This is a genomic window from Paenibacillus sp. 276b (genome assembly GCF_900107875.1).
GTDB lineage: Bacteria > Bacillota > Bacilli > Paenibacillales > Paenibacillaceae > Paenibacillus > Paenibacillus marchantiae.
On sequence record NZ_FNRR01000001.1, the window covers coordinates 804,479 to 830,785 of the forward strand.

Genomic DNA, 26,307 nt, shown 5'->3' on the forward strand with positions numbered 1-26,307 from the left:
ATGTATCTTTTCTTCTAAACGGAAGGTGTCAAAAAGAATAATACGTCAGTGCGTATTGCATCATAAAGGCACGAATTTCTTCCCGGTTTAACATCACATCAGATGTGCTGGCTTGCTCCAGGTTAAGAAGCAAATTGCTGACGGCTTCATGCAGGAAAAGCATGCGTTCATTTCCCCATAGCTCTTGATGCTTCTGGATATAATGCATGACCTGTGACAGCTCCATACCTTTTAAGGCCCTGAACACCGAAGCCCATTTTACCAGATCAGAGGGATGGGAGCCCACAGGCAATTCAAATTCGGCAAAACCATGAACATTCCCGCATGAGATTTTGAACAATCCACAGTAGCAGGATGAACGTTCCTGCGCTATGAAGGGTAATTTTCGCATATCGTACCGAATAATCTCCATGGAACTAATTCGGGTATCAACACAAATCTCCGTTCGAATTTCCACATCACAATCTGCGATCACACGCTCCAACCTCCATAGGCAAAATCATCTTATTGTTTTCTATTGTTTTTGTTATCCTGCCGATTATATTACGACTGAACACAGCTCAAGTAAAATCAACCGGAATGGATATACGCCTGATTTTCCGATTTTTGGTATAGAATTCACACATGTAAGCGATTAACAAGTGATATATCTTCGTTTTGGACACGAATAACTCGATTTTTTCTTCCGCTTATGACAGACAGAGCAACATGCCGCATGACTGCGAAAAGAGGAGATTAGGCAAGAATTGCTCACCTGGATTGTCTGGAATCGATCAGAACGGTGCAGAAATCGGATGCAGTTGAATTGCAGAGATGCAGACAGAGGACTATGATTCGCACATAACGTACTCCAGATGGCATTTGCAGGATCTGATGTGAAGGCGAGGTTGGCGGCAATGGATGAAGCAATGATGGTGGTATCGACAGGACACGGTGAGGCGGGAAAGAATTTTGTGGATGTATTACTGAAGAGGGGATTTGCAGTTGTCGTGCTTGTACACAGCGAAGAAGAGGGGGAACAACTCCAGTCGCTTGGTGCAGTCACCGTGCGTTACATTCAGGAAATGGCATTCCGTAATCAGCTTCCGCCAGAATTTGTAGTGAAAAACGCCTTTGTATTCGAAAATAGCTTGCCGCAGTGCTGCCAGGACATTGAGCTGTGTCGCAGCTTGTGTCCGCAACAACTCTATGTCGTTTCTACCAACAGGGCACCTGTTGAGCTTGTTTATAAAGGTCTGGGAGCAACATATGTCATTCACAGCCGGAGTGGAGATGTTTCATTTTTATTGTAAAGGTACGATAGTGGCTCCTCGTCGCCAGTCAGATTAACCAAGTATAATAATGAAAAACGTTCTGCCCAGAGCCTCTTGCCCTGGACAGAACGTTTCGTGAATTCCAATATGCTGTAGATTGAGTTGTAAAATCCAATTAGGAAGAGATTCCGACAACACTGGAACCATTCTTTGTAATTTTGTACGTAATTACGTCTCCGCTCCAGAAGTGGAACTTGAGAATGACTTCTCCATTATTCGTTTCGTTGAAGAAGTTTTGTTTCAGTTCAATGACGTTGCTACTATAATTCGGACTGAAAGCGTAGGAAAATTCTTTGAATGAAGTCCAGTTTTGCGGACCCGCGTTTCCGCCACTTGTATAAGTTGCTTCCATGGTGGCCAACTGATTGCCGTTAAAGGTACTCGGAATCGCAAACGAGCTCGTTGTGCCCGTTACATTGCTCAGTTTAGGCGTGTCATACTTGATGATATTCAGGTTCCAGTTTGCACCTTTGTTGAATTTGACGGTCAACTTGGCATTAACCCCAAGATTGCCTGAGGTGGTCAGTCTGGTTAACAGGCTTGATTTCAATGTCAGCACATCACCACTGATCGTGTAATCTGTACCTTGAACAAGGGTAGTGCTGCCATTAGCAAGAGAGCTAAATGTATTGCCATTGAGATTCAGTTTTACTGTTTTATCCTGAATTGCAGCCCCTTTTTTCAGATAAACCAGATCGGATTCAGCTGTGGAAGAGCGACCTGTCCAGCTTGCTTTCATTGTGTTATACAGATCCTGATCAGACCAGGTGAAGCTGGTACGGCCAAAATGCTGTCCATTATCCCATAACATGGTGGTCATCTGTTTCTGACGCAGGTATTGGCCGATAAATTCGAAGAATTTCAGTTTCTCACCTTGCTCGATGACACCTGTGTGCTGATCAAAGCCGAGTAAGCCATACTCACCGACGATAACCGGAATACCTTTGGCTGTGAATGCATTGTAGACTCGGTCAAATGTAGTCGTAATATCCTGTTGCACTTCAGCATTATATTTGGTGTAACCTGCGATATTCACACTGAATGGCCAGAAACCATAGTAGTGAACGGTAGCGATAATGTTAGGGTCATTTAATTTCGCAATTGTCTGAGATAATGCATCGAGATCTGGTTGAGCGGAAGAAGTATGCATCGTTGGGAGGACCAATGGACGTGTTGCATTGTTGCCGCCGGATGCTCTCACGATGTTATGAAAAGATACATTTAACTCATCCAGTAAAGCATACGCTGTAGCAGTATTCGTTGTACCACCTTCGGTGAAGCGAGGTTCATTTACACTTTCGAACATCAGCTTAGTGGATGAGTTTTTGAATTTGTTGGCAATTTGAGTCCAGGCAGAGTTGTAACGTGCAAGGACATTGGCATGGTCATTCTCCATATAGCTGATCCACTGCCATGAATCGTGATGGATATTGATCATGACATACAGATTGGCATCAAGCGCCCAGTTTACAACCTGTTGTACACGGTTCATGTAAGCGGTATCAATAGTGTAGTTAGGAGCTCCACCTATATGAGCTTGCCAGGTCACTGGAATACGAATACTCTTATAGCCTTGATTAGCGATATTTTGAATCAGTTGCTGAGTAATCAGCGGGTTACCCCAGGCCGTCTCATCTGCTCCAACGGCGTCCAGCGAGTTACCCAGATTCCAGCCCGGCTCCATCGCAGTGACATAAGACTGAATATTGGTTGGAGCAGCGGCTGCACTTGCCTGAATCGAGTTATCAGTAGCAGCAGAAGCGATGGTGGATGAGAAGAGGGACAGGATCATCGCAGTCACGAGCGTGAGTGAGAGAGCCGATTTGCGGTTGTTTTTCATTAACATATTCTCCTTTGAGTTATAATCGTTGAACTAAAATAGGATGCTTGCAAAGATTGGCAATAAAGCTCAACAAAAAACAAGCCGTAAGCTTGTTAAAAACGCGGATCACCTCCAAATCAAAATTACTGAAAGCGTTTTCTGAATTGAAATATATCATGCTTTAATAGAAGATAATACCAGTATAATTGGTTAATATTTCATGTAAAAATTAGTGGTTATGACAATTTTGGAATATTATATGTGGTACGCGAAACAGGTTTTTTTGCATGAAAAACCTCCGTGGACAATAGCATGAACTCTACTTGAGATCGATTACCGATCTTTCTAGTCTTTGCTTAGTATTCGATGCGTCTTCGTATGTTGCAGGGACAACGTTCCATGCAGATGCAGGATATATATCACGCTTATTAAATTGACAATGGCCCTAATTCTTGCTAAAGTTTTATCCAATCCGCATAATTGTGATCTGGGAATGTTACCGATATGGGCATAACCTGAGCTGGCTTGTATACACTGCAACGTGTATCCGGGCTGGTTCGGGTTTTTTCTATTTTGTTTTTTTAATGTTTCTTGCGATTTGAGCGGATAACAGAATTACATATTTGGAAGGAGAATAAGGATGACTAATTTTAAGTTTCCCAAAGACTTTTTGTGGGGTGGAGCCATTGCTGCCAATCAGGCAGAGGGTGCTTATCTGGAAGATGGCAAAGGGCTGAGCATTGTTGACTTGCTGCCGACAGGAGAGAATCGCAGAAGCATCATGAAGGGTAATGTCCTTGCATTAACCCCGCTGGAAACCGAGTTTTATCCTTCGCATGAAGCGATTGATTTCTACCATCGTTATCCCGAGGATATCGCGCTGTTTGCCGAGATGGGCTTCAAAGCGCTGCGTGTATCCATTTCCTGGGCGCGGATTTTCCCAACCGGAGAAGATGCACAGCCGAATGAAGCGGGTTTGCAGTTTTATGATCGATTATTCGATGAACTGTTGATGCATGGTATCGAGCCTGTAGTAACACTTGCTCACTTCGATGTACCGGTTAATCTGATTGAGAAATATGGCAGCTGGAGAAGCCGTGAGTTGGTGACTCTGTTCGAAACCTACGCGAAAACCGTATTCAGCCGTTACAAGGACAAGGTGAAATACTGGATGACGTTCAATGAAATTAATATGCTGCTTCATCTGCCATTCCTTGGTGCGGGTCTGGTTTTCAAGGATGGCGATCATGTGAAAGAGATTCAGTATCAGGCAGCGCACCATCAATTGGTGGCCAGTGCACTGGCGGTTAAAGCCTGTCACGAGATCATCCCGGGCGCAATGATCGGCTGTATGCTTGCGGCAGGAAGCTTTTATCCTTATACCTGTAATCCGGATGATGTGTTCCAGGGCATGGAGAAAGACAGGGAGTCTTATTTCTTCATTGATGTTCAGTCGCGTGGAGAGTACCCGGGCTATGCCAAACGTTTCTTCAAGGATCATGGGTTGAATATTAACATGCAGCCTGGTGATGCGGTAATTCTGAAAAACCATACGGTTGATTATATCGGATTTAGTTATTATTCAAGTCGTACAACCTCCACAGACCCGGAAGTCGTCAAAAACATGACGAGCGGCAATGTATTTGGTTCTGTAGCGAATCCATATTTGGCAAAATCGGAATGGGGCTGGACGATTGATCCCAAAGGCATCCGTATTACAGCCAATCAACTGCACGACCGATATCAAAAACCGCTGTTTGTTGTAGAGAATGGATTTGGAGCCAATGACGTGGTTACCCCTGAAGGTGAGGTTGATGATGCGTACCGGATTGATTATCTGAAACGCCATGTTGCCGAGATGGGTGAAGCTATTCAGGATGGTGTAGAGATCATTGGTTATACAAGCTGGGGGCCAATTGATATTGTCAGCGCTTCTTCAGGAGAGATGAGAAAACGTTATGGTTACATCTATGTGGACCGTGACAATGAAGGTAAGGGTGACTTGAAGCGGATCAAGAAAAAGAGCTTCCATTGGTACAAAAATGTGATTGAATCAGATGGCAGCAATTTAGAACAGGAATAAGCAGGGAAAAAACAGGGAAAAAACAGGGACATTCTCCATGATCATATCGGAAGGACCACTTTTCATGGAACTTCCGATTGTCCCCTCGTTGAAAGCGTTGACATTTGTGTCTCTTCGCGCTATACTTGACGCAATTATATCGTTTTGGGATTGTTACTACTTGAAGTAGGCAAAACCTAAGCACCAAAAAAACAGACGTACATGTCTTGTTTATTTTGTGATGCTTCAGGTTTTTTTTGTATGCCCAAAAGGCGATGTATGACTGCCAAGAGAGTGGATCGTGACGGGGGGATTGAAGTGAAAATAGCAAAGGTTATCAACAATAACGTCATTAGCATCTATCAGGCGGATGGAGCAGAGCTTGTAGTGATGGGGCGTGGGATTGCCTTTAAGAAAAAGCCCGGGGATAAAGTAGACGAGACCCGCATCCAGAAAGTATTTGCGCTTAAAAACAAGCAGACATCCGACAATTTCAAAATGTTGCTGCGCGAAGTGCCAATGGAACTGATCGAAATTGTGGAAGAAATTATTACCTACGCTAGAGAGAATCTGGGCCGTAACCTGAATGAAAATATTTATGTTTCCCTAACAGATCATATTAACTTTGCGATTGAACGATATCGTGAAGGAGTTGAAATCAAGAATGCACTGATGTGGGAAATCAAACAGCTGTACAAGGCTGAGTTCGGACTGGGTCTGAAAACGCTGGAGCAGATTAAGTCCAGACTTAATATCGAGCTTCCACCGGATGAAGCAGCGTATATTGCCCTGCATATTGTCAATGCGGAGATGAATGAAGAAGTCATTACAACGATGAACATAACGAAGTTTATTCAGCAGATTATTAATATAGCGAAGTATCACTTCAAGATGGAATTCGATGAAGAGTCTCTCAGCTATTTTCGCTTCATTACGCATCTGAAATTCTTCTCCCAGAGGGTATTAAGCGGGACGCATTATGACAATAATTATGACCACTTTTACGACATGATCAAAGAGAAGCACCCGGAAGCGGCGGCATGTACGGAGAAAATCGAAATGTTCGTCAACAAGGAATATAACCATCAGCTTACCAACGAAGAGAAATTGTATCTGACCGTCCACATTGAACGGGTCGTTAATCGATAATAATTAAAATGTTGACAAATTTGGTTAAATCATAATAATATGAGATTAACAGGAATTGAATACGATTTAACTGGGATTGTTACTGGTTATGCAGGCAAAACCTAAGTCATGAGAAGGCAGGACCAATGTGTCCAAACCTTACTCAAGGCTTAGGTTTTTTGCGTGCAAAAAAATCGGTAAGGTGCCTGTTTTAGTAAATATGGGGGTGCACATCATGAGTCAGGAAAAACTCGCAAAAGAGATCGTCGAGCTGGTCGGCGGCGAAAAGAATGTGGTATCACTGGTACATTGCGCAACACGTTTGCGGTTTGTATTGAAGGATGACGCGAAGGCAGACAAAGCCAAGCTAGAAAAGACAGAAGGAATCATCGCAGTCAAGGAAAATGGGGGTCAGTTTCAGGTGGTCGTGGGCAATAAGGTGCCTGAGGTATATAGCGCCATTGGTCAGATCAGCAACATTTTGGATGACTCTTCCGAAAAGGAAAAGCCGAAGAAGTCCGCGAAAGGTTTAGGCGGCATTATCGATGTGATTTCCAGTATTTTCGCACCACTGCTAGGGGTAATGGCGGGAGCAGGTATCTTGAAAGGGCTGCTGCTCATTGCAAGCAATGTTGGCTGGCTGGAAACAACGGAAACCACGTATAAGATCTTATTTGCAGCAGCAGACAGCCTGTTTTATTTCTTGCCTTTGCTGTTAGCGGTTACAACCGCTCGCAAATTCCAGGGTAACATGTTTGTAGCAATGACCATTGCTGGCGCATTAATCTATCCTTCCATCGTCACGCTCAAGGCGGAGGGAACGCCAACCGATTTCTTCGGTATCCCTGTGATTTTGATGAATTATTCATCTACCGTTATCCCTATTATTCTGGCAGTCATCGTTATGAGCAAATTGGAGAAATTCTTCAATAAAGTTCTTCACGAAAGTGTGAAAAATTTTGTCACTCCATTATTTTTGCTTGTTATTATGGTACCTCTTACCTTGCTCGTATTCGGTCCATTTGGAGTGTATGTAGGTAATGCCATTGCATCAGGACTTGTGGCCGCCTTTGGATTCAGTCCTCTATTAGCAGGAGCAGTTATGGGTGCAAGCTGGCAGCTGCTCGTTATTTTCGGAATTCACTGGGGACTCATTCCCGTATTTATTAACAACGTTGCTGTATATGGACGCGATGGTGTTAAACCGGCTGCGACGGCTTCCATCTTCGCACAGACCGGAGCTGCATTCGGCGTTATGTTGAAAACCAAAAATAAAAAGCTGAAAACGCTGGCGGGTTCATCGACATTGACAGCCTTGTTCGGGATTACCGAGCCTGCTATCTATGGTGTCACTCTGCCACTCAAACGTCCATTCATCGCAGGAGTGATCGGGGGTGCTGTTGGTGGGGCCATCATTGGTCAGGCAGGTACTCAGGCATTTGCTTCGGGCGCTCCAGGATTACTGACTTTGCCGATCTTCTATGGACCAGGTGGAGAGGGCTTCCCTGGACTGATTCTTGGGATCTGTGTATCCTTTGTTGTTTCGGCTGCATTGACGTACATTATGGGATTCAAAGATCCGGTGGAAGAGGAAGAACAAGAAAAAAGCACGGAATCCACCAATGCATCAGTAAGAACAGCGGATTCCTTGGATCAAGAAGTTCTTAGCCCGATTGAGGGAACCATTGTTGAACTGACTGAGGTGCCAGATCCGGCATTTTCATCCGGCGCGATGGGCAAAGGCATTGCGATTGAGCCAGCAGTTGGCCGAGTCGTTGCTCCTTTTGACGGTACTATTACCGTGGCTTTCAAAAAGAAACATGCCCTGGCTGTTGTATCGGATACAGGTGCGGAGATTTTGGTTCATGTTGGGGTGGATACCGTCAAGCTCGATGGTCAGCACTTTACATCACATATTCAGGAAGGAGATCGGGTTAAAGCAGGAGATTTGCTGCTGGAATTCGATATCGCTGCAATTAAGGCCGCTGGTTATCATACGGTAACCCCTATAATTGTAACGAATTCTGCGAATTATGAGGAAGTGGTTCCTTTGACTACGGGACAAGTTCGGGTTCAAGAGCCTTTACTTACCCTGTATGGAGGAAAGGGACAGGAACAAGAGTAAAAATAACAAAAGCCGTGTCCAAGGTGGAACAGAACGATTTCTGTTTACGTGGACGCGGCTTTTTTTGCTGTTACCCAATCAAATTCATCAGATCCTGAACCTGTCCCATCATGGAGATTGGATCTTCCCGAAGCCAGTCTTCCGTCATACGGTAAACCTGACCGTTCTGCACTGCCGGAAGCTGCTGCCAATACTTGCTGCGTTCAAGCTGTTCAAACTGTCTGATGGATTCCGGGTCGCCCGACACAACGATAAAGAGATGATCACCCGCATACTTATGCAATTGATCCAAAGGAATATCTTCTTTGAACGGATGAGATTTATTTTGCTGGGCTGCCAGCACCGGAGCAGGTGGTTTTAATTGCAAATCACGATATAACACACCTACGTCGTAGTAGACCTGGAAGGTAGCGGGAAGTCCTCTCATCCAGAAGAATGAAACTGTTTGGTCACCATCTTGAAGAGGAGACAAGACTCTTTGGGTTTCCTTGATCTTGTTCATATAGCTTTCCATCCAGGCTTCTGCCACAGATGTCCTTCCAGTCAAATCCGCAATAAGACGAAAGCGTTCAAAGAAGGGCAGGGACCAGGGAACATCCAGTGTAGGAGCAATTTTGGAGTATTCGGCATAATGATGCCCGTTAAAAGTCACGATGAGATCGGGTTTCAGCTCCGATATCTTATCCATATATGGCGTTACCACGGAATTTCCAATCGAAGGAACACCTCGCACATGACCCTGGTAATAACGGCAGTCTAGCAATTGGTAAGGTGCACCAATCGGTGTTATGCCGAGCGCCAGCAGCTCACCCAGGAACTGAAAGGAGGCGACACGCATTGTATGCTTTCTTAAATGAATATATAAACGCGGCGATACACCGGTATATTGCTTGAAGCTGCGACTGAAATGAAAAGGATCGCGGAATCCGATGTGTCCTGCAATTTCCTGAATCGAATCGTTTGATTCCAGCAGACGTTTTTTGGCACGATTCATTCGCAAGGCATTCAAATATTGGATAGGGCTCTGTCCGGTGTGCTCACGAAAAAGACGTGAAAAATGGCGTGTGGATAGCCCAGTCTCTGCGGCAAGTTGATCCAAAGTATAGTCAAGTGTAACGGATTGTTCCAACCGTTAAAGGAGTGTATCCACGGCCTGTATGCTGCGATGCTCTTTATCCATCGTGTCGGCTTTCATGGCTAGTAAAATCAATTCCTGAAACAGCACATGTTTGCTGTAGTTTTCCTTTTCATCGCAAAGATCCTCCACGGGATGCAGCAAGTGTACCAATTGAATCATGCGAGAAACATGTTCAGGGTATACTTGTCCTTGCGCTAATGCAGCCATTCGGGGCGTACCCTGAACAGTCACGGGCAGAGGTTCGAATTCAATACTATATACTTGCAGAGGAAGATCTGACAGACTCTCAAGCTGCACTTCCATACCGGGATGAAATAGAAAGCAGTTTCCTGGCATAACCTCAGTCTGTCTATCCATGGAATGGACTTTACCACGCCCTTCGGTGATGATCATCAATGTATGACGGTGTATTGATTTTGTACACGGACCGGATATCGCATCGCAGTATGTCCCTGTAAGTATATAGACCAGCGAAATCATGGTATCCCTCCTCAAAAGCTGAAAAGAAGCTCTTCAGGCAGGATCGCTGAAGAACTTCTCCTCTATTGCATATGATGTGATTAATATCTTTTATTTGGTGAGCAATTGAACGGCATCATCCAATTGAGCACTGAGAGACATCACGTCGTAAGAGAACCATAGGCTCTCATCAACCACGTAAACTTTATTATTTTTGACGGCAGGCAGTGAGTGCCACAACTGGCTATCATCCACCTCTTTCAGGAAATCAGGATCATTATCGAATCTTACCACAAACAGTCGATCTGCTGAAGCATAATCCGGCAGTTTCTCAAGAGAGATGTTGATGCCGAGTTCATGATTCCCTTTTGCCCATTCCTCTTTGACGGTATCCGTCATGTTGAACTTCAGAGCATCGTATAAGGTATAACCGACATTAGCGTTCCCGTACACTCTGAGTTGACCTTTTTCAAATCCGCCAATAACCACAACACCGAATGTCTCATCTGGTGAAACGAAGGAAGAAAGCTTGGTCCGTGCCTCTTCGGATTTCTGATTAAATGCTTGAATCCATTCCTCTGCCTGTTCGCTTCTGCCAATAACGTCAGCCACTGACTTGAAATGTTGGAATGCATCGGCACCTTCCCATTGAACAACAACCGTAGGGGCAATCTTGGACAGCTGCTCCAATTGATCCTCATTCCACTCTGCAGCAATGATGAGGTCCGGCTGCAGTTCGAGTGCCTTTTCCAAATTCAGCTTATTGGAGACCCCGATATCTTCGATCCCTTCCAATTGATCTTGAATCGAGACATAGTTGTTAAGCAGATGAGATGCTGCCCCAGCGGGCTTAAGTCCTGCTGCCAGCATTTCCGGTAAATATTGTGTAGTGAGAACACGTTGGGGATGGGCTGGAATCGTTACCTCACGGCCCAGAGCATCCTTATATACGCGAGTTGCCGATTCTAAGGCAGTATCGGTTGACGTTTCTGTCTGCTGTGCAGAATTACCTTCAGTAGAAGGTGATGATGTTTGTTTCCCTTGACCGCAAGCGGAGAGAAGCAAGGTTAGCACAAGGATAATGCACGAAAGCTGGAGTTTATTTGGATGACGCAACATAATAATGAAATCCCCTTTTTCTTTTATAATGATAATCATTATCAATTATTATAGTCAAGACTTCTTTTGAAGAACATGTTGAATATGGACTTGAAGCATGGAAAATATGGACATGACGTTCTGGCACAAAAGAAAATACCTCCAAAAATTAATTTTGGAGGCATTTGTTTCGTTTTATTCACGATCCAATGATGTCCTAAGAATCTGCTCGCACAACCGTTGAGTTCATATTGCCTGTCAGTCGTTGCGGAGGGAAGACCATGCGCACAGGTGCGATGATGATCGCAGCGAACAAGGCTTTGATCAGATCACCGATGATGTAAGGATAGAATCCTTGAATCATCGCTTCGGGTATAGACATTTTGTAAGCATAGGCCAGCCAAGGCACGCCCGAAACATAGATCAACATTGAACCAAACACCTCAAATACAATAAAGGCCAGGAAATAACCAACGAATCCGTTCAGTTTGATTCTGCTGAGCAATAGTCCAATGAGCAATGCGGAGAAGGGCCACATCATAACATATCCCCCGGTAGGCCCAAGGAGTACTGCAAGTCCGCCTGCGCCATGCAGAAGCGGGAAGCCAATTGCAGTCAGGACCACGACCAAAGCGACACTTAGAAAACCATATAATGGGCCAAGCAGTCCGCCTGCCAGCATAACCGCAAGAGTTTGCAGCGTAATCGGCACAGGAGAGAAACCAATGGGAATACTTATGTAACCAAAAAGAACAAGTATGGCTGCCATCAGTGCGCTGAATACAATACCTCGCAAAGATAATTTCATGTTTGAACATTCCTTTCAATTTTGGTAATCTTATTGTTAACCGATTAAACTGATGTGGTTAACGATTTGGATCGTACCACAAAAGATTCAAAAGGGAAAGGACCAATTTGCGATGCAAGACGTTACACCTTTGATAAAACTAGAGAATGTCCGTGTTCATTATGCGTCGGAGTCAGGACGTGTTCGTAAGGCAGTGGATGGAGTTTCGCTGGAATTAGCTCCGGGAGAATGGATAAGTATTGTGGGAGCCAATGGTAGTGGCAAAAGTACGCTGGCAGGGCTGCTAATCGGATTCACTCCGCTATCCGGTGGGGAAAGGAAGGCTTCTTCGGAACTGGTTGTTCGTGGAGTCCTCCAGCAGCCTGATGCGCAGGTACTTGGAGACACCATTGAGGAGGAATTTCATTTTTCCTTATCCTCGCTGCTGGAATCTCCTGATGAACAATTACGACGGAGAGAGCACGCATTACATACGGTAGGACTTGAGCACTCGCCGGAGGCGGCAATATCGATTCTGTCTGGAGGACAGAAGCAGTTGCTTAATATCGCGGTAGCGCTGGCGGCCAAGCCGGATGTACTCATTCTGGACGAGCCTACGGCCATGCTTGATCCGGGAGCCAGAGAACGAATGGAGGCGGTAGTCCAAGCCATTGTCCAGCAAGGGACGGCGGTAATCTGGATTACGCATCATTTGGAGGAAGCGACGCTGTGCGATCGAATTATTGCCATGGAACAGGGACGCTGTGTTTACGATGGAGTGCCTGCGGCTTTCTTTTATGGAAAAGATAAGGAAGAGACGACGGCTGACGCTGGAAAAGAAGCACAACAACCATCACCCTGCGAACAGCTTGGGCTTGCTCCACCTTTTACAGTGCAGACGACTCTACTCCTAAAACGGAAAGGTCTGCTGCAACATGCGACACCTCTGCGACCAGAGCAGTTGGTTAAGGAGGTAGCCCTTTGGCAATCGAATTAGAACATGTAGGTATAGCTTCGTCACAGGCTGACAAAAGAGCGCTGCTTCAAGATATCACTGTCCGACTGAACCGTGGCGAAATCACTTTATTATTAGGCTGCACAGGATCAGGCAAAACCACACTGCTGCAAACGATCGCTGGCCTAAAACCTCCAGATAAGGGTAGCCTTAAGCTGGACGGAGAGCCTTTCTGGCAGAACGGGAAAGTGCCGCAGTCCATTCTGTTGCAAATGGGGTTGGTCTTTCAATTCCCAGAGCAACAGCTGTTCGCCCGAAGCATTGGGCGTGAATTTGCTTATTCTCTGCGTCCATATCGTCTACCGGATGAACAAAAGAAAAAGCAGATTTCCAAAGCACTGGAGCGCTGGGACTCCCCAGCGGGTCAGGGAGGGGAAGAACGATTCCATTCGGACAGATCACCCTTTGCACTAAGTGGGGGGGAACGGAGAAGACTGGGGCTTGCCCTGGGAACTGCTACGCAGCCTTCATGGCTATTGCTCGATGAACCCAGCGCCGGATTGGAAGCACAAAGTGTGCTTATGCTGCTGGATGCTTTGAATCAGCATCGAACTGCAGGTGATGGAGCCATTGTGGCTACACACGACCTGGACACATTTTTACCACATGCAGATCGGGTTCTTTTGTTGCAGGAGGGGCGTCTGGTTGCTGATCTCACACCAAGGGAACTTCATACAAGGCCAGATCTGCTGGAGCTTGCCGGAATTGGTCTGCCACCCTCCATGCAGCTGGCACAACAATTTGCGGCGGCGGGCATTCATTTTCCTTCTACTGCGTTGACTCCGGAGGAAATGGCTGAAGGTATTGTTCAGTCCGTCAATGAGCCTTTAGAGCAGAAGGTTGATGTTATTGGTAATGAGGATCAATTCACAGATGAAGCGAAGCTTGCCTTTTCAAGCTCCGACACTTTGGGAGGAGAAGGCACACAGGGGGTCATACACACCCACGCAGAATCAGGATCCAACAGAGGATTGTATGGTGCCATGGACCCGCGTCTGAAATGGGTTTTATACATTTTGCTCGTGACCGCTGCGATGCTTCAACACGACTGGTTAGGTCTATCTCTTACGTTGGTGCCAGTCATCTTGGCGCTCGTTATGCTGCCACGTCAGGCTCTGATGGGATGCTTGAAATTAATGAAACCGCTCGTACTGTTCTTTCTCGTATCAACCGCGTTGTCGGGCACAACTCTTTCTACAGAAGGTGGCGCCCTACAGTTCGGATTTTCCCTGATACAGGCGGAGGGGACGTTAATGAATGTCTACCGTTTGTTTATCGTTACGTTAGCAAGTCTTTGGTTTTCACTGACTACGCCTTATGGCCGTATGGTCGAGGGACTGAATTGGGTACTTGGTATCGGCGAAAAAATCAAGCTGCCCGTGTCGTCGTTTGCACTCGCCGTGTCTTTAATCTTTCGTTTTATCCCGATGATCTGGAGTGAATGGCAGCGATTCTCGCTGATCGTCCGGGCACGCGGCAAAGCTGCATTACGACCGAATACGGTACGGGTACGTGATCTTGGCCCAATGGTCATTCCCTTGCTCATGGCGTTGTTTCAGCGTGCAGAAGATATGACGATTGCGATGGAAATGCGGAAAGTTAGAGAGAATTCCCTGCTTGGAGCACGTTCCTCCTTATTGGTATGGTCCAAACGAGATACATGGACTTGCATAATCGGACTTATTGTTTTTGTATTTTATATCTGGATCAGAGACTGAAACGCAGTGTTTGCCATTGATCATGCATAAATCCTTTCATTTCCGCTCAAAATAAACATGCTTTGATCACCACGAAGCAGATATGGAGGGACGAACGATGAAGGATAAATTTTTGCAAGAAGAAAGACAAGAATATACCGATGTGTCCACGGTGGAGTCGCAGCGAAATGATATCACACTCGAAGAGTTCCCTGAAGGTCCTTACGGCTCATCTCTAATGTCTGAATCTCTTGGCAAAAGCTCGCCGTGGCGAGTGGATCAAAGGACCGCGCATCGTTTCGATTATGAAAATCATGAGCTGCACGAAGGGGAAGTTCGGGATTATCCCGGTCAGGACGTCTACGATGAAACGGTCCCCGATAATGTAACCAAGCCTCAATACCCGGAAGAAGAAGAATTGTAATGACGTATTATATAAAATAGATGATAGCCTTCGGCAGGATTTTCCTGACCGGGGGCTATTTTTAGTTGTACCGTTTATGAAAACAAATCTCCTCAAATTCCACAATATGGGTTATCATAGGCGTAGTTCATATTAAAATGAAAACATTTCATGGCCAAGTGGGGGATATCAGAATGAGAGAGATTAACTATAGCGATTATTTTTGGCAGGATGATAAGGTCAGATTACGTGCTTTGCGTGAGGAAGATTGGGAGGATCATTATTATAACCGGTTTGATTCACACGCTCGTCGTTTACTGGAATGTGCAGTAGAGCTGCCACCTACGAATGCTGAGGCGAAGAAATTTACGGAAGCCTTTTCCGATTTCTCTCTAGACAGAGGATGGATCATGTTCACGATTGAAAATATGGATGGTGAGAATGTTGGGGGCGTGAACCTGAACAGCATCGATGAGCGGAATGGAACCTTCAGTATTGGGATTCAAATTGACAGGGATCATCGCGGAAAAGGATACGGGACGAGAGCCATTCGAATATTGTTGAAATATGCCTTTTTCGAGCGCAGGCTTAATAAATTCAATGATTATGTTCTGGAAGGAAATGAACCTTCTGCAGCGATGATGAGAAAGCTTGGATGTGTGCAGGAGGGCGTGCGTCGTCAGGTGATTTATACCGAGGGGAAATACCAGGATATGATCCTGTTCGGATTAACCAAAGACGAGTTCATGAAAAAGGAGGAACTTGCGTGAGTCCCATTTTAAATCAAAGTGGTACGGTGTTTATGGTCTGCCAATGTTAGTTGGGTAACTGGCAATGTGCAAGGGGGGGAATATGAGGAAGCTGTTATGGATAAGTTCGTGCTTTGTTGTATGTGTACTGGTTAGTATTTGTGTATTCTTCTGGAATGATATTTTTGGATATAAAACGTTAGAGAAGGCTGTTCAGTCTACATGGAAATACCCCCTTCAAGTGGTTAATGTAGATCAACAAAATGAACTGGTTTTGTCACTGGACCAAACACAATATGTTTTCGCTGCTTATGAACTGAAGAATGGGAGATATCACTATGATACCGATAGTGAATCAGGTTGGACAGCGAGTTCAGATGTGGGGCCTGCCTTTTTGGTACAAGCGGAACCGAAGAACAACAAAGGGAATTTTATATGGGGCGCTTTATATTCGGATATGCCTGTACACAAGTTTAAGATTGAATATACAAACGGTGAAACTCAGGAGGTTGAGTCCAGCAATAATACATTTATCGTGAAGATGCCGGAAGCTTACCAGAGTGAAGACAAAATGATGTTAATGGCAACGTTCACGAATGTGTATGCTCTTGATGAAGAGAACAACGTAATACGAGCTTATAATTTGAATTGATTTTTTGTTATCGAGCTTTAAAGTGAGACGCAAAAGGGTAGATAAGATGTACACCAGGAGGCATTATGAAACAAACCAACCAAAGTGATGAATTAATCATTGAATGCAAAGATATTTATTTGCGCGAGTATCGACTTGAGGATTTGAAGAAATTGCAGGAAATCACCTGGCAACCTGAGGTTTACGAATTTTTGCCGGGATGGAATGCTGCGGTTGAAGATAGAGCACTTTGGCTCACTCAATACGAAATCCCTGAGAATCAGAATTTTAAACAAGCTGTTTTGGCGGAAGGGGACATTGGAGACCTCTGTTTACGTATGGCTATCGTGCTCAAAGAAAATGATGAGTTTATTGGATGGTGCTGTTCGGGGATCAAGGATGAACTGCCAGCGCCCAATCGGGAGATTATGTACGGCATTTCGAAACACTTCCGGAACCGTGGCTATACAACGCAGGCAGTACAAGGCATAACGCAGTATTTATTTGAAAATACAAACGTTGAAGTATTGAATGCCATTGCTTTATTAACGAATCAGGCATCGAATAAGGTAATACAGAAATGCAATTTCGAATGGCTAAATTTGATCGAAATCGAGAATGAACCGTACAACCATTATCAACTGTTGAAGCACCAACGATAACCCTACTGTAATTGGGTCAAGATGACTGTACAGGAGTGATCTCATGGATTCCAAACCGCAGCTTGTTTTAGATCTGGCGGGTGTGTTGATCACCAATCTTTCCTCTTCATTCTGGCAGGAGCTTGCTAGGTATGCAGGTACGCCTTTTCCTGTTTTAATCGAGCAATTAAGCGGTATACGCAAGGACTTGTGGACAGGGAGGCTGACGGAGGAACAGTTCTGGATCTGGATGCAAACACAATATCCCAATATTGAAAAGATGTATGCTTATGAATTGCTTGAACAAACAACAGAGTTGCTACCTGCCATGCATTGTCTTGAACGATGGAGCGAGCAGGCAGAACTTCATCTCTTGAGCAATCATTGTCATGAATGGATTCAATCTATTTTGCCGTTGATCCAACCGTACTGCAAGAGCATAACCATTTCCAATCAGGTCGGATATTGCAAGCCCAATATAGAGATATATGAACTTGTACAATCTCATCTAGACAGGGATGTACGTATTATATACGTGGATGATCAGGCTAAAAATTTGAAGCCTGCTGCTGAGCTGGGATGGGAAACATTACTTGCTGATGAACAGCATCAATGGATTGTTGAAATTGACGCATGGCTCGCAGACCAACGATAATCCTTGATACATATGCACTCTTCACCATTCTACCAATCCGATACCAAACAAATGCCCCCTTCATTTCTCCGCAGAAATGAAAGGGGCATTTGTCATGTGATAAGAGCCGCAATAAAACGAAAGGCTGCATCTTACAAGCCTCGTTCAGCTTAGGATTCACTCTTGACCAATGGCAGCAAAATCGTAAATTCCGTTCCTGCTCCTAGTTGGCTGCGCACTGTTATTTTCCCCCCATACGATTCCACAATCGAACGGGTAATGGCAAGGCCGAGACCCGCTCCCCCTTGTTTTCTGGAACGGGAAGAGCTTGTCCGATAGAAGCGTTCAAAAATATGAGGGAGATGTTCCGGTTCAATCCCAGAGCCGTTATCTTTGACGGTTAACTCGGCTTTATGCTGAGCGGCATACAACGAAATACTGATGGTTCCCCGATCTGAATCGGTGTGCTGCACTGCATTGTGGAACAGATTGAGTACAACCTGTTTTAGTTTGTGAGCATCGGCCATTACATGAATTTCAGCGGTCAGGTCGAGATGAACCTGTCTTTCCTGAGCCATCATGATCAGCTGTGGCTGCATTTCGAGCAGCAGACTGTCAAGTTGGATGACTTCCTGCTCCTGCTGAGGCGCCTGATCCAGCTTGGTCAGCATCAGCAGATCCTCTACAAGTTTGTTAATCCGCACTGATTCACCATACATGCTGTTCAAAGCGCTATATAATTGCTCGCTGTTGGAAGCTGCGCCGCGCTTGAGCACCTCAATAAATCCGTGAATGGAGGTAAGAGGGGTACGCAGTTCATGGGAAGCATCAGACAGAAAACGCTGCATCTGTTCTTTCGATTCCCGCTCTGCTTCAAACGAGTCTTCAAGCCTCTCGAGCATGCCGTTAAATGAAAGCGCCAGCTGATCCACTTCCTGTTGTCCCTGGACAGAGGGAAGGCGTTCGGCCAAGCTTCCTGCATCGATTCGTTGCACCGTATCTACCATACTGGACAAGGGAATCAGTGTCCGGCGAAGTGCCTTGGCGTATAGAACGAGTCCAGCCACCATAGCCAGCAGGGATAACATCAAGAAGATCAGAAGCTGTTTCACAATCAAATCTTTTAGCGGTTTTGTAGCGGTGCCCATCTGCACCATGGGTAAGCCGCGATTACGCGGTCCAGGCGAGGAGAAGACGATTAACTGCTCATTGCCTTGATTATCCGTTACAATCCGGTACGGAACATGTTGTTTATCGTTAATCCGATCTGTGATGTTCTGATATTCAACTGATGTCAAGCGAGGAGCGGTCAGACCGTCTTCACCAAAAATGTCCTCGAAGCCACTTTGATTATCAAATAAAGCCAGTGAACGATCAGGAATGTATAAGAAACGATTGCCTGATCCTCTTGGATCTGATCCAGATTGCCCACCAAAAGGATTGTTCGTTGCACCATTTCGTGAAGACGATCCGAGCCACACAGGAGGCATGGACATGAGCTGTTCTTCCATAGTTTTTGCCTGGTTGCGATACAGAAAGCTTTCCATAATCCAGAATTGAAGAATGCCAATTAACAATAACAGAGCAGCCATAATAAACAGGGATCGCGCGAGTAATTGAGAGCGGAGCGAATGTGGCGATATCCATTGATGAAGCCATGTCCAAAAATGTTTATCTTTCTTTAATAAAGAGGTCATTAGAGATCCACCCTGTATCCGACACCTCGAAGTGTACGAATGAGCTTATGTTCTTTATCCCCCAGTTTGTCACGCAAGGAGCGGACGTACACCTCCACAATATTCTCTTCTCCACCAAAATCGTATCCCCACACGCGGTTCAGAATGGTCGCTTTACTCAGGACAATGCCATGATTAAGCACGATGAATTTTAATAGTTCATATTCGGTTGGAGATAACTCCAGAATCTGATCGTGATAGGTAATCTCTTTGCGTTGATCATCAATTCGGAATGGACCATGAGTCACTGCCCCTATTAATAAAGGAAACTGATTACGCAGCCTTGCCTGAATCCGTGCAAGCAGTTCATCGAACGCAAAAGGCTTAATCATATAATCGTCAGCACCAAGCCATAGGCCTTTTACCCGATTCTCGACTTCATCTTTGGCTGTCAGCATGATCACCCCGACCTGAGCCCCGCTCTTGCGCAGACGCTCAACAACCTCAAACCCATCCATCTCGGGCATCATGACATCCAGAATGGCCATATGTGGACGAAAGTCTAGTGCCAATTCAAGCGCAGCGGCTCCATCCGGGGCCGTACGTACGTCAAATCCTTCGTTGCTTAGCCCAAGCTCCAGAAATTGCAAAATATGTGGTTCATCATCTGCCAATAGTATTTTAATGCCAGTACTTAGCTTCATAAGCAGGCGTTCCCTCCCGTTAAATCCATCGATTACATACCCTCAAATCTAGAGGTCTATATGCTGTATTATCGCTCGCCAAACTGAAAATTAGCTGAAAAGTTTGCAAGTTATCCTCAGGCAACATTCAGCGGGCACTCATCCCAGTTTTACTTTGGCATGTCACAATAGTAGACATGAAGAACTTGAAGGAGTGATTGAGATTGAATAACGCCAAACGAAGGATTGACCTTGTCCTTCTGCCGATTGTTTTACTGGCGGCATTTCTGAACGGGTATGGCATCTGGAACGACCAATATGCCAATTCCTATTATACGACCGCCGTCGGGAGCATGCTGAGAAATTTCCATAACTTTTTCTACGCATCGCTTGACTCGGCTGGTTCGGTAACCGTAGACAAACCACCGGTTGTCTTCTGGATTCAAACCGCTTTTGCTTACGTATTTGGATTACATGGATGGAGTGTTATTTTACCGCAAGCGTTAGCGGGGATCGGTTCGGTGCTGCTGATATATTTCATGGTCAAGCCTACATTTGGTCTTGCCGCGGCGCGAATCTCGGCACTTGCGATGGCGACTGTTCCTGTTGTGGCAGCGGTCAGTCGTACCAACAATATTGACAGCATGTTGGTATTCACGTTGCTGCTGGGTTCATGGTTTTTGTTCAAGGGAAGCAAGCAAGGTAGTACGTGGCGCATCCTGGTTGCCTTTGCACTCATTGGACTTGCTTTTAATATGAAAATGCTGCAAGCCTACATGATTCTTCCGGCTTTCTACTTGTTCTATCTGCTTGCATTCAATGCAAAGTGGAGAAGAAAAATCATCCTGCTGATCGGAAGTACGGCAGTGCTGGCAGTTGTTTCCTTATCCTGGGCAGTTACCGTGGATTCTATACCGACAGATGAACGGCCTTATATCGGCAGCAGTGAAACCAATTCGGTGCTGGAGCTGGCTTTTGGATATAACGGCTTATCCCGTCTCACGGGACAACAGAACAGATCAGCGAATGCAGGCATGCCAAACGCCTCTGATGAAGGCAAGGTCCGTGGCAACGCAACTTCCCAGACATCAGCATCCGATCAGTCGGGCAGCGGCTCGGCTCCAACAGTCAATGCACCGGGAAATGGTGAAATGGGTGGCATGAACGGAATGACTTTCCCGGGCGGTCAGATGCCAAACGGTGGCGAGATGCCTAATGGAAGGAATTTCGGAGGCGGTAATGGCGGCGGTGGAGGCATGGGTGGCATGTTTGGTACAGGGGAAAAAGGTCCTCTGCGCTTATTCCAGACCGAACTGTCCGGCCAGGCCAGTTGGCTTTTGCCGATGGTATTACTTGGCTGCATCGCGATTTTTGCAGGATTAAGACGGAGAAATATAACAGATAAGCACAAGGAAGCTTTGTTCTGGCTGGTCTGGCTGCTTCCGGTAGCTGCTTTCTTTAGTGTAGCTGGTTTTTTCCATCAATATTATCTGATTATGCTCGCACCTCCTGTAGCGGCATTAACCGGAGCAGGATTTGCAGCCATGTGGACGGCGTATCGTGAACGCAATGGCTGGCAAGCCTGGCTGCTTCCGATATCCGTACTGCTTACGACCATCTTCGGCTGGTACATCATGCAGGTGTATAACGAAACGATCGGGGCAGCTTGGTCCATAAGTGAATTGATCGCAGGCATTCTGATCACGGTTATTCTGATTGTGATGCTTAATCGTTCACACCCCTGGAAACAGGGTTTGATTATCGCAGGCTTCATGGTCATGCTGATCGGTCCAACCTATTGGGCATTCACCCCAATCACATATGGAGGCAACAGCATGATTCCGGCGGCTGGACCGACAGGTTCCAATGGGATGTTCGGTGGAATGGGCATGGCGATGGGAGATAGACAAGGTGGTCGCAATGGTGGCGGTATGGTTCCGCCGAATGCATCAAATGACACCGACACCGATCAGGCTTTCCCATCATCCGATGAAACTGACCCGAACGATGCGGGCATGGGAACACCTCCGAATTCAGGCGGAAACATGAATGGCGGAGCAGGCATGCCTACGACAGGTGGGCGAGGTGGAGCGGGAAACCGCAACGAAGAAGTGGACACCACTACACTGAGTTATCTGAGAGAGCATAACACAGGTGAAACCTATCTCTTCGCAACGACGGACTATAACCAGGCAGCTCCATATATCATCGATGAGAATGAAGCAGTCATTACGCTTGGGGGGTTCTCGGGCTCAGATCCGGTGTATACCACGGAAAAACTGGAACAACTTGTGAAGAGTGGACAAGTGAAATACTTCATGGTAGGTGGCATGGGCGGCCGAGGTGGAAGTTCTGATATCGGTGACTGGATCAAGGAGCATGGTACCGAAATTCCAACTTCAGAGTGGAAGACAGGTACGGACAGCGGTTCCGGTTTCGGTGGTCAAACCACTTTATATGAAGTGAAATTATAAGCGTGATCGATTGGTATAAGGGAGGGAACGAACATGGCTCAAAAGTGCCGTTACAGCATTATCATTCCGATGTATAACGAAGAAGCGGTGATTGAGGAGACTTATCGGCGTCTGAAAAAAGTGATGGGCAGTACAGGAGAGAGCTACGAGCTGCTGTTTGTCAATGACGGTAGCGTGGACCAAAGTGCACAGATGATTCGTGACTACGCCCGTTGGGACGAGAGTGTGAAGCTGATTGATTTTGCACGCAACTTCGGTCACCAGATCGCGATTACAGCAGGGATGGATTATGCAGCAGGCGATGCGGTCGTCATTATTGATGCGGATCTTCAGGACCCTCCCGAGCTGATATTGGACATGATCGCCAAGTGGAAAGAGGGCTATGAGGTTGTCTATGCCCGTCGGACCAGACGAAGCGGGGAGACCCGCTTCAAGAAATGGTCGGCAAGCCTGTTCTACCGCGTACTGCGTGCGTCGACGGATACGGATATTCCAGTGGATACCGGCGATTTTCGTCTGATTGATCGCAAGGTATGTGATGAGATGAAACGTCTTCCGGAAAAAAATCGATTTGTTCGCGGACTGGTCAGTTGGGTGGGGTTCCGTCAGACGGCCATTGAGTACGAACGGGATGAACGTTTAGCAGGGGAGACCAAATACCCACTGAAACGCATGTTGAAGCTGAGTCTGGACGGCATTACCTCATTCTCACACAAACCGCTCAAGCTGGCAGGTTACGTAGGAGCTGTTCTATCCATCGGCGGTTTCATCTATATGCTAAGTGTCATCGCTTCAGCGATATTTACAGATTCAACGATCAAAGGATGGCCTTCAATGGTCAGCATCATGCTGATCTTTAACGGCTTCATTCTGATCATGCTGGGCATTCTTGGCGAGTATGTTGGCCGAATCTATGATGAAACGAAGGCGCGCCCGCTATATATCGTAAGAGATGTGTATCAGGTGGAAAGTCAGTCGAGTCAGTCACGGTTAACGGGCAGAGTTGCTCATCATGACTAATCGTTTGGTCACTATATTTAAGTTTGGAATTGTGGGTGTCCTGAATACGGCGGTGGATGCAATGGTATTCACGTTGCTCGCTGCCGCAGGCGCACCTGCTCTAATTGCTCAGGTGATCTCGTATAGCTGTGGGGTCGTGAACAGTTACTGGTGGAACGGCAAATGGACCTTCCAGGATGCGGGAAGACAAGGCAAAAAAAACGAAATCATGCGTTTTGTAATCACCAATCTGGTGGTACTGTCTTTATCCTCCCTGATTTTGTATATCTGCAATAGCACATTAGGTTGGAGTGTTGTAATGAGTAAAATACTGGCGACTCTCTCAGGCATGGTTATAAACTATATTGCCAGTCGGTATTGGGTGTTCCGGGCAGAGCCCGTTCAAGGATCTGATCCTTCATCTGATGCTAATGAAAGGAGTGTTTCATGATATGAGAATTAAAAAAGCAGTTATTCCGGCAGCGGGGCTTGGCACCCGATTTTTGCCGGCAACCAAGGCTCAACCCAAAGAAATGCTGCCAATAGTGGACAAACCAGCCATCCAATACATTGTGGAAGAAGCGGTACAATCGGGCATTGAAAATATCATCATCGTAACCGGACGCAATAAAAAATCGATCGAGGATCATTTTGACAAATCGGTTGAATTGGAGCATTCCCTGTATGCCAAAGGCAAGCAAGCTCTATTGGAAGAAGTGCAAGCGATCAGCGAAATGGCGAGTATTCATTTTATCCGTCAAAAAGAACCGCTTGGATTGGGCCATGCGATTGGGTGTGCTCGTCAGTTTGTGGGAGATGATCCGTTCGCCGTACTGCTTGGAGATGATATTATGGTGTCTGATCCTCCGGCGCTCGCACAGATGATTCATTTATATGAAAAGACAGGCAGCCAGATTGTCGGCGTACGGCAAGTGCAGGATGCTGACGTGAGTAAATACGGAATTATCGATTCACAGGGCGCAGAGGATCGGGTTCACCGGATCACCAATCTGGTAGAAAAACCTTCAATGGCAGAAGCACCCTCCCGAACCGCCGTGATGGGACGTTACATTCTGAAACCTTCCATTTTTCCAATTCTTGATCGAATCGAGAGAGGGGCTGGAGGGGAATATCAGCTAACGGATGCGCTGAAAGAAGTAAGCCAGGTGGAAGAGCTGCTGGCCCTTGAGCTGGAGGGGCGTCGCTACGATATTGGTGATCAGTTTGGATATATTCAGGCGATCTTGGAGATCGGACTGATGCGTAAGGAATTACAGCCCATGCTGACACCATATCTTCAGAAGCTTGCAACGCAGTGGGGATAGGGATTGATATGTAGCGAAGTTTAGATCTGCTGTAGGACGGAGTCTCCTCTGTGTCATGGTTCTGGCATAGACTCCAGCATTGTACAATGGTGACTGTCACGATACAATGAGCAAGAAGTTCAAGTTGCTCTTTGAGGAGTGAGGAATCATGAGTGAGGCTATCATCAGTGACCTTATTAAGTATATGGACGTGGAGGACAATGCCGCCATTCAATACATTCAGACCGAGCATCGGATGAAACTGGGACTCTTTTGGGGGATCCGGGAAGGCAGCCGCGTTCTGGAAATCGGTTGTGGTCAGGGAGATACAACGGCCGTGCTTGCACATCTGGTGGGGGAGCACGGGTATGTTCATGGTGTAGACATTGCACCAGAGGATTATGGTGCACCACTGACCGTAGGTGAAGCGGCAGCCAAACTGCGGAAATCTCCGCTGGGTGACCGAATTCGAATGGATTATGATTTTGACATTCTAAGTGATCAGGCCCAATTCGGCGAAAATGAGTTTGATGTGATTGTACTTTCCCATTGTTCTTGGTACTTGAAATCATTTGACGAACTCGCCCAGATTCTTAGCAAGGTTAGGAAGTGGGGGCATCAGTTATGTTTCGCCGAATGGGATGCACGAGTTACAGATGTGAGCCAGCTCTCACATTGGTTATCCGTTCTGATTCAGTCCCAGGTCGAATGTTACAAGGAGAACAGCTTCTCCAATGTGCGCACGCTTTTTACACCGGAGGATATTCAAGAGCTTGTCTCTGCGGCGGGCTGGACGATTAAGGAAGAGATTTCGATCCATTCTCCCGAGCTGCAGGACGGTCGCTGGGAAACCGAAATGACACTGGCAGAAGCGCCTATGGAACTGCAGATGCTTCCGATTCCGAATAAGGTAAAAACACTTCTTCTTTCCGAACTGAAATTACTTAGGACACATCATGCCTCGGGGCCTGAGAGCCCACTGGGAACGTATGCGATTGTTGCCAAAAAGCAGTAAAGAAATAGCCATTTGCAGCAATTTATAAGAAAAACGTCTATCGACGTACTTTCACAGAAGACAGACCGCGTTTAGCTGAAGTTTTTCTTGCGATAATTGAATTGTTCAGCTCCGCTGAAAACGTATAAATTCCATTATCTAAAAAAATGTGTTTACTTCACGATGGTAATTTTGATATTATAATCGCAATATCAAATGCGACGAAGAGATGAGTAGATAAAAGGTTTCTTTTACAGAGAGCTCCGGTAGCTGAAAAGGGGTAAAGAATTTTTTATTGAATAAAGACTCAGAGCAGCACATCGGAACTTTAAGGCTTGAGGGATGGTGTGACAGGAGCTCCTGTTACAGAGCGAGAGTATATGCGGATGCGGCATAATTGAATGCAGTTATCCTTAACTCGAAGAGGCTGGTATGGCGACATATTGGCGAATCTGGGTGGTACCACGAGTGTAAC

24 protein-coding genes and 1 other annotated feature (1 of these 25 running past the window's edge) are annotated in these 26,307 nt (G+C 46.0%); of the genes, 16 read left to right on the forward strand and 8 right to left on the reverse strand.

Translation table 11 applies throughout. The features are described from left to right. Nucleotides 1-28: 28 nt before the first annotated feature. Nucleotides 29-475, reverse strand: a complete 447-nt coding sequence (locus BLV50_RS03595) for a hypothetical protein (protein ID WP_083584564.1) — start codon at nt 473-475, stop codon at nt 29-31. A gap of 379 nt (nt 476-854) precedes the next feature. Here BLV50_RS03595 and BLV50_RS03600 point away from each other — a divergent pair, with 379 nt between their 5' ends. Then, nucleotides 855-1,292: a hypothetical protein gene (locus BLV50_RS03600; RefSeq protein ID WP_072732634.1), complete on the forward strand. Its 438-nt coding sequence runs from the start codon at nt 855-857 to the stop codon at nt 1,290-1,292. Between the two features lie 136 nt (nt 1,293-1,428). Here the strand turns inward: BLV50_RS03600 and BLV50_RS03605 are convergent, their stop codons facing one another. Continuing rightward, the gene (locus BLV50_RS03605; protein WP_090805920.1) at nt 1,429-3,153 is read right to left on the reverse strand and encodes a cellulase family glycosylhydrolase; all 1,725 of its coding nucleotides are present in this window, start codon (nt 3,151-3,153) and stop codon (nt 1,429-1,431) included. 622 nt (nt 3,154-3,775) lie between these two features. Here BLV50_RS03605 and BLV50_RS03610 point away from each other — a divergent pair. The 3 genes from BLV50_RS03610 (at nt 3,776) to BLV50_RS03620 (ending at nt 8,450) form a co-directional block, all read left to right on the forward strand. After that, the gene (locus BLV50_RS03610) at nt 3,776-5,218 is read left to right on the forward strand and encodes a 6-phospho-beta-glucosidase (protein WP_063563508.1); all 1,443 of its coding nucleotides are present in this window, start codon (nt 3,776-3,778) and stop codon (nt 5,216-5,218) included. Between the two features lie 297 nt (nt 5,219-5,515). Then, entirely contained in the window at nt 5,516-6,346 is an 831-nt protein-coding gene (gene licT / locus BLV50_RS03615) for a BglG family transcription antiterminator LicT (RefSeq protein ID WP_090807446.1), read from the forward strand. 214 nt (nt 6,347-6,560) lie between these two features. Next, entirely contained in the window at nt 6,561-8,450 is a 1,890-nt protein-coding gene (locus BLV50_RS03620; RefSeq protein ID WP_072732637.1) for a beta-glucoside-specific PTS transporter subunit IIABC, read from the forward strand. Between the two features lie 70 nt (nt 8,451-8,520). On the opposite strand, the gene BLV50_RS03625 is transcribed toward BLV50_RS03620, so the two are convergent. The 4 genes from BLV50_RS03625 to BLV50_RS03640 all read right to left on the reverse strand — a co-directional run bounded on the left by BLV50_RS03625 (nt 8,521) and on the right by BLV50_RS03640 (nt 11,953). Beyond that, nucleotides 8,521-9,579 carry a helix-turn-helix domain-containing protein gene (locus BLV50_RS03625; RefSeq protein ID WP_090805923.1) on the reverse strand — a complete coding sequence of 353 codons (1,059 nt, stop codon included), beginning with the start codon at nt 9,577-9,579 and terminating at the stop codon, nt 8,521-8,523. 3 nt (nt 9,580-9,582) lie between these two features. Then, nucleotides 9,583-10,068, reverse strand: coding sequence for an AraC family ligand binding domain-containing protein (locus tag BLV50_RS03630; protein WP_090805926.1), 486 nt, complete (start codon nt 10,066-10,068; stop codon nt 9,583-9,585). Nucleotides 10,069-10,158: 90 nt separating this feature from the next. After that, the gene (locus tag BLV50_RS03635) at nt 10,159-11,166 is read right to left on the reverse strand and encodes an ABC transporter substrate-binding protein (protein WP_170867780.1); all 1,008 of its coding nucleotides are present in this window, start codon (nt 11,164-11,166) and stop codon (nt 10,159-10,161) included. 196 nt (nt 11,167-11,362) lie between these two features. Beyond that, nucleotides 11,363-11,953, reverse strand: coding sequence for a biotin transporter BioY (locus tag BLV50_RS03640; RefSeq protein ID WP_090805928.1), 591 nt, complete (start codon nt 11,951-11,953; stop codon nt 11,363-11,365). 130 nt (nt 11,954-12,083) lie between these two features. Between BLV50_RS03640 and BLV50_RS03645 the strand changes: the two genes are divergently transcribed. From BLV50_RS03645 to BLV50_RS03675, 7 genes are all read left to right on the forward strand, one after another. Continuing rightward, a complete protein-coding gene (locus BLV50_RS03645) occupies nt 12,084-12,929 on the forward strand; it encodes an ATP-binding cassette domain-containing protein (RefSeq protein WP_218135359.1) in 846 nt (281 codons plus the stop codon). After that, on the forward strand, nt 12,914-14,665 hold the full coding sequence (locus BLV50_RS03650; protein WP_090805933.1) for an ATP-binding cassette domain-containing protein: 1,752 nt from the start codon (nt 12,914-12,916) through the stop codon (nt 14,663-14,665). The genes BLV50_RS03645 and BLV50_RS03650 overlap by 16 nt, the downstream gene beginning before the upstream one ends. Before the next feature lie 97 nt (nt 14,666-14,762). After that, nucleotides 14,763-15,068, forward strand: a complete 306-nt coding sequence (locus BLV50_RS03655) for a hypothetical protein (protein ID WP_063563514.1) — start codon at nt 14,763-14,765, stop codon at nt 15,066-15,068. Between the two features lie 173 nt (nt 15,069-15,241). Next, nucleotides 15,242-15,817, forward strand: a complete 576-nt coding sequence (locus BLV50_RS03660) for a GNAT family N-acetyltransferase (protein WP_090805936.1) — start codon at nt 15,242-15,244, stop codon at nt 15,815-15,817. 82 nt (nt 15,818-15,899) lie between these two features. Continuing rightward, nucleotides 15,900-16,448 (forward strand): hypothetical protein, encoded by a 549-nt coding sequence (locus tag BLV50_RS03665; protein WP_090805939.1) that lies wholly within the window; start codon nt 15,900-15,902, stop codon nt 16,446-16,448. Between the two features lie 65 nt (nt 16,449-16,513). Further along, nucleotides 16,514-17,089, forward strand: a complete 576-nt coding sequence (locus tag BLV50_RS03670) for a GNAT family N-acetyltransferase (RefSeq protein ID WP_090805941.1) — start codon at nt 16,514-16,516, stop codon at nt 17,087-17,089. Nucleotides 17,090-17,132: 43 nt separating this feature from the next. After that, nucleotides 17,133-17,723 (forward strand): HAD-IA family hydrolase, encoded by a 591-nt coding sequence (locus tag BLV50_RS03675; RefSeq protein ID WP_090805944.1) that lies wholly within the window; start codon nt 17,133-17,135, stop codon nt 17,721-17,723. A 149-nt stretch (nt 17,724-17,872) separates the two neighbouring features. On the opposite strand, the gene BLV50_RS03680 is transcribed toward BLV50_RS03675, so the two are convergent. Beyond that, a complete protein-coding gene (locus tag BLV50_RS03680; RefSeq protein WP_090805946.1) occupies nt 17,873-19,399 on the reverse strand; it encodes a sensor histidine kinase in 1,527 nt (508 codons plus the stop codon). Then, the gene (locus tag BLV50_RS03685; RefSeq protein WP_063563521.1) at nt 19,399-20,082 is read right to left on the reverse strand and encodes a response regulator transcription factor; all 684 of its coding nucleotides are present in this window, start codon (nt 20,080-20,082) and stop codon (nt 19,399-19,401) included. Before BLV50_RS03685 ends, BLV50_RS03680 begins: the two co-directional genes overlap by 1 nt. A gap of 203 nt (nt 20,083-20,285) precedes the next feature. Here BLV50_RS03685 and BLV50_RS03690 point away from each other — a divergent pair, with 203 nt between their 5' ends. The 5 genes from BLV50_RS03690 (at nt 20,286) to BLV50_RS03710 (ending at nt 25,853) form a co-directional block, all read left to right on the forward strand. Continuing rightward, complete coding sequence (locus tag BLV50_RS03690; RefSeq protein ID WP_090805949.1) at nt 20,286-22,535, forward strand: glycosyltransferase family 39 protein; 2,250 nt, start codon at nt 20,286-20,288, stop codon at nt 22,533-22,535. A 33-nt stretch (nt 22,536-22,568) separates the two neighbouring features. Next, on the forward strand, nt 22,569-23,555 hold the full coding sequence (locus BLV50_RS03695; RefSeq protein WP_079694408.1) for a glycosyltransferase family 2 protein: 987 nt from the start codon (nt 22,569-22,571) through the stop codon (nt 23,553-23,555). Then, nucleotides 23,548-23,985 (forward strand): GtrA family protein, encoded by a 438-nt coding sequence (locus BLV50_RS03700; protein WP_090805952.1) that lies wholly within the window; start codon nt 23,548-23,550, stop codon nt 23,983-23,985. Before BLV50_RS03695 ends, BLV50_RS03700 begins: the two co-directional genes overlap by 8 nt. A gap of 1 nt (nt 23,986) precedes the next feature. Continuing rightward, nucleotides 23,987-24,859: a UTP--glucose-1-phosphate uridylyltransferase GalU gene (galU, locus tag BLV50_RS03705; protein ID WP_090805955.1), complete on the forward strand. Its 873-nt coding sequence runs from the start codon at nt 23,987-23,989 to the stop codon at nt 24,857-24,859. Nucleotides 24,860-25,007: 148 nt separating this feature from the next. Next, on the forward strand, nt 25,008-25,853 hold the full coding sequence (locus tag BLV50_RS03710; protein WP_063563526.1) for a class I SAM-dependent methyltransferase: 846 nt from the start codon (nt 25,008-25,010) through the stop codon (nt 25,851-25,853). Between the two features lie 191 nt (nt 25,854-26,044). After that, nucleotides 26,045-26,307, forward strand: a binding site (T-box leader); it runs 15 nt beyond the window's last position.

Bases quoted from the DNA above. Each gene is read 5' to 3' on its own strand.
- BLV50_RS03600 (WP_072732634.1), top strand. From the start codon at position 855: ATGGCATTTGCAGGATCTGATGTGAAGGCGAGGTTGGCGGCAATGGAT.
- BLV50_RS03605 (WP_090805920.1), bottom strand. From the start codon at position 3,153: ATGAAAAACAACCGCAAATCGGCTCTCTCACTCACGCTCGTGACTGCG.
- BLV50_RS03610 (WP_063563508.1), top strand. From the start codon at position 3,776: ATGACTAATTTTAAGTTTCCCAAAGACTTTTTGTGGGGTGGAGCCATT.
- BLV50_RS03620 (WP_072732637.1), top strand. From the start codon at position 6,561: ATGAGTCAGGAAAAACTCGCAAAAGAGATCGTCGAGCTGGTCGGCGGC.
- BLV50_RS03630 (WP_090805926.1), bottom strand. From the start codon at position 10,068: ATGATTTCGCTGGTCTATATACTTACAGGGACATACTGCGATGCGATA.
- BLV50_RS03635 (WP_170867780.1), bottom strand. From the start codon at position 11,166: ATGTTGCGTCATCCAAATAAACTCCAGCTTTCGTGCATTATCCTTGTG.
- BLV50_RS03640 (WP_090805928.1), bottom strand. From the start codon at position 11,953: ATGAAATTATCTTTGCGAGGTATTGTATTCAGCGCACTGATGGCAGCC.
- BLV50_RS03655 (WP_063563514.1), top strand. From the start codon at position 14,763: ATGAAGGATAAATTTTTGCAAGAAGAAAGACAAGAATATACCGATGTG.
- BLV50_RS03660 (WP_090805936.1), top strand. From the start codon at position 15,242: ATGAGAGAGATTAACTATAGCGATTATTTTTGGCAGGATGATAAGGTC.
- BLV50_RS03665 (WP_090805939.1), top strand. From the start codon at position 15,900: ATGAGGAAGCTGTTATGGATAAGTTCGTGCTTTGTTGTATGTGTACTG.
- BLV50_RS03670 (WP_090805941.1), top strand. From the start codon at position 16,514: ATGAAACAAACCAACCAAAGTGATGAATTAATCATTGAATGCAAAGAT.
- BLV50_RS03675 (WP_090805944.1), top strand. From the start codon at position 17,133: ATGGATTCCAAACCGCAGCTTGTTTTAGATCTGGCGGGTGTGTTGATC.
- BLV50_RS03680 (WP_090805946.1), bottom strand. From the start codon at position 19,399: ATGACCTCTTTATTAAAGAAAGATAAACATTTTTGGACATGGCTTCAT.
- BLV50_RS03685 (WP_063563521.1), bottom strand. From the start codon at position 20,082: ATGAAGCTAAGTACTGGCATTAAAATACTATTGGCAGATGATGAACCA.
- BLV50_RS03695 (WP_079694408.1), top strand. From the start codon at position 22,569: ATGGCTCAAAAGTGCCGTTACAGCATTATCATTCCGATGTATAACGAA.
- BLV50_RS03700 (WP_090805952.1), top strand. From the start codon at position 23,548: ATGACTAATCGTTTGGTCACTATATTTAAGTTTGGAATTGTGGGTGTC.
- galU (WP_090805955.1), top strand. From the start codon at position 23,987: ATGAGAATTAAAAAAGCAGTTATTCCGGCAGCGGGGCTTGGCACCCGA.
- BLV50_RS03710 (WP_063563526.1), top strand. From the start codon at position 25,008: ATGAGTGAGGCTATCATCAGTGACCTTATTAAGTATATGGACGTGGAG.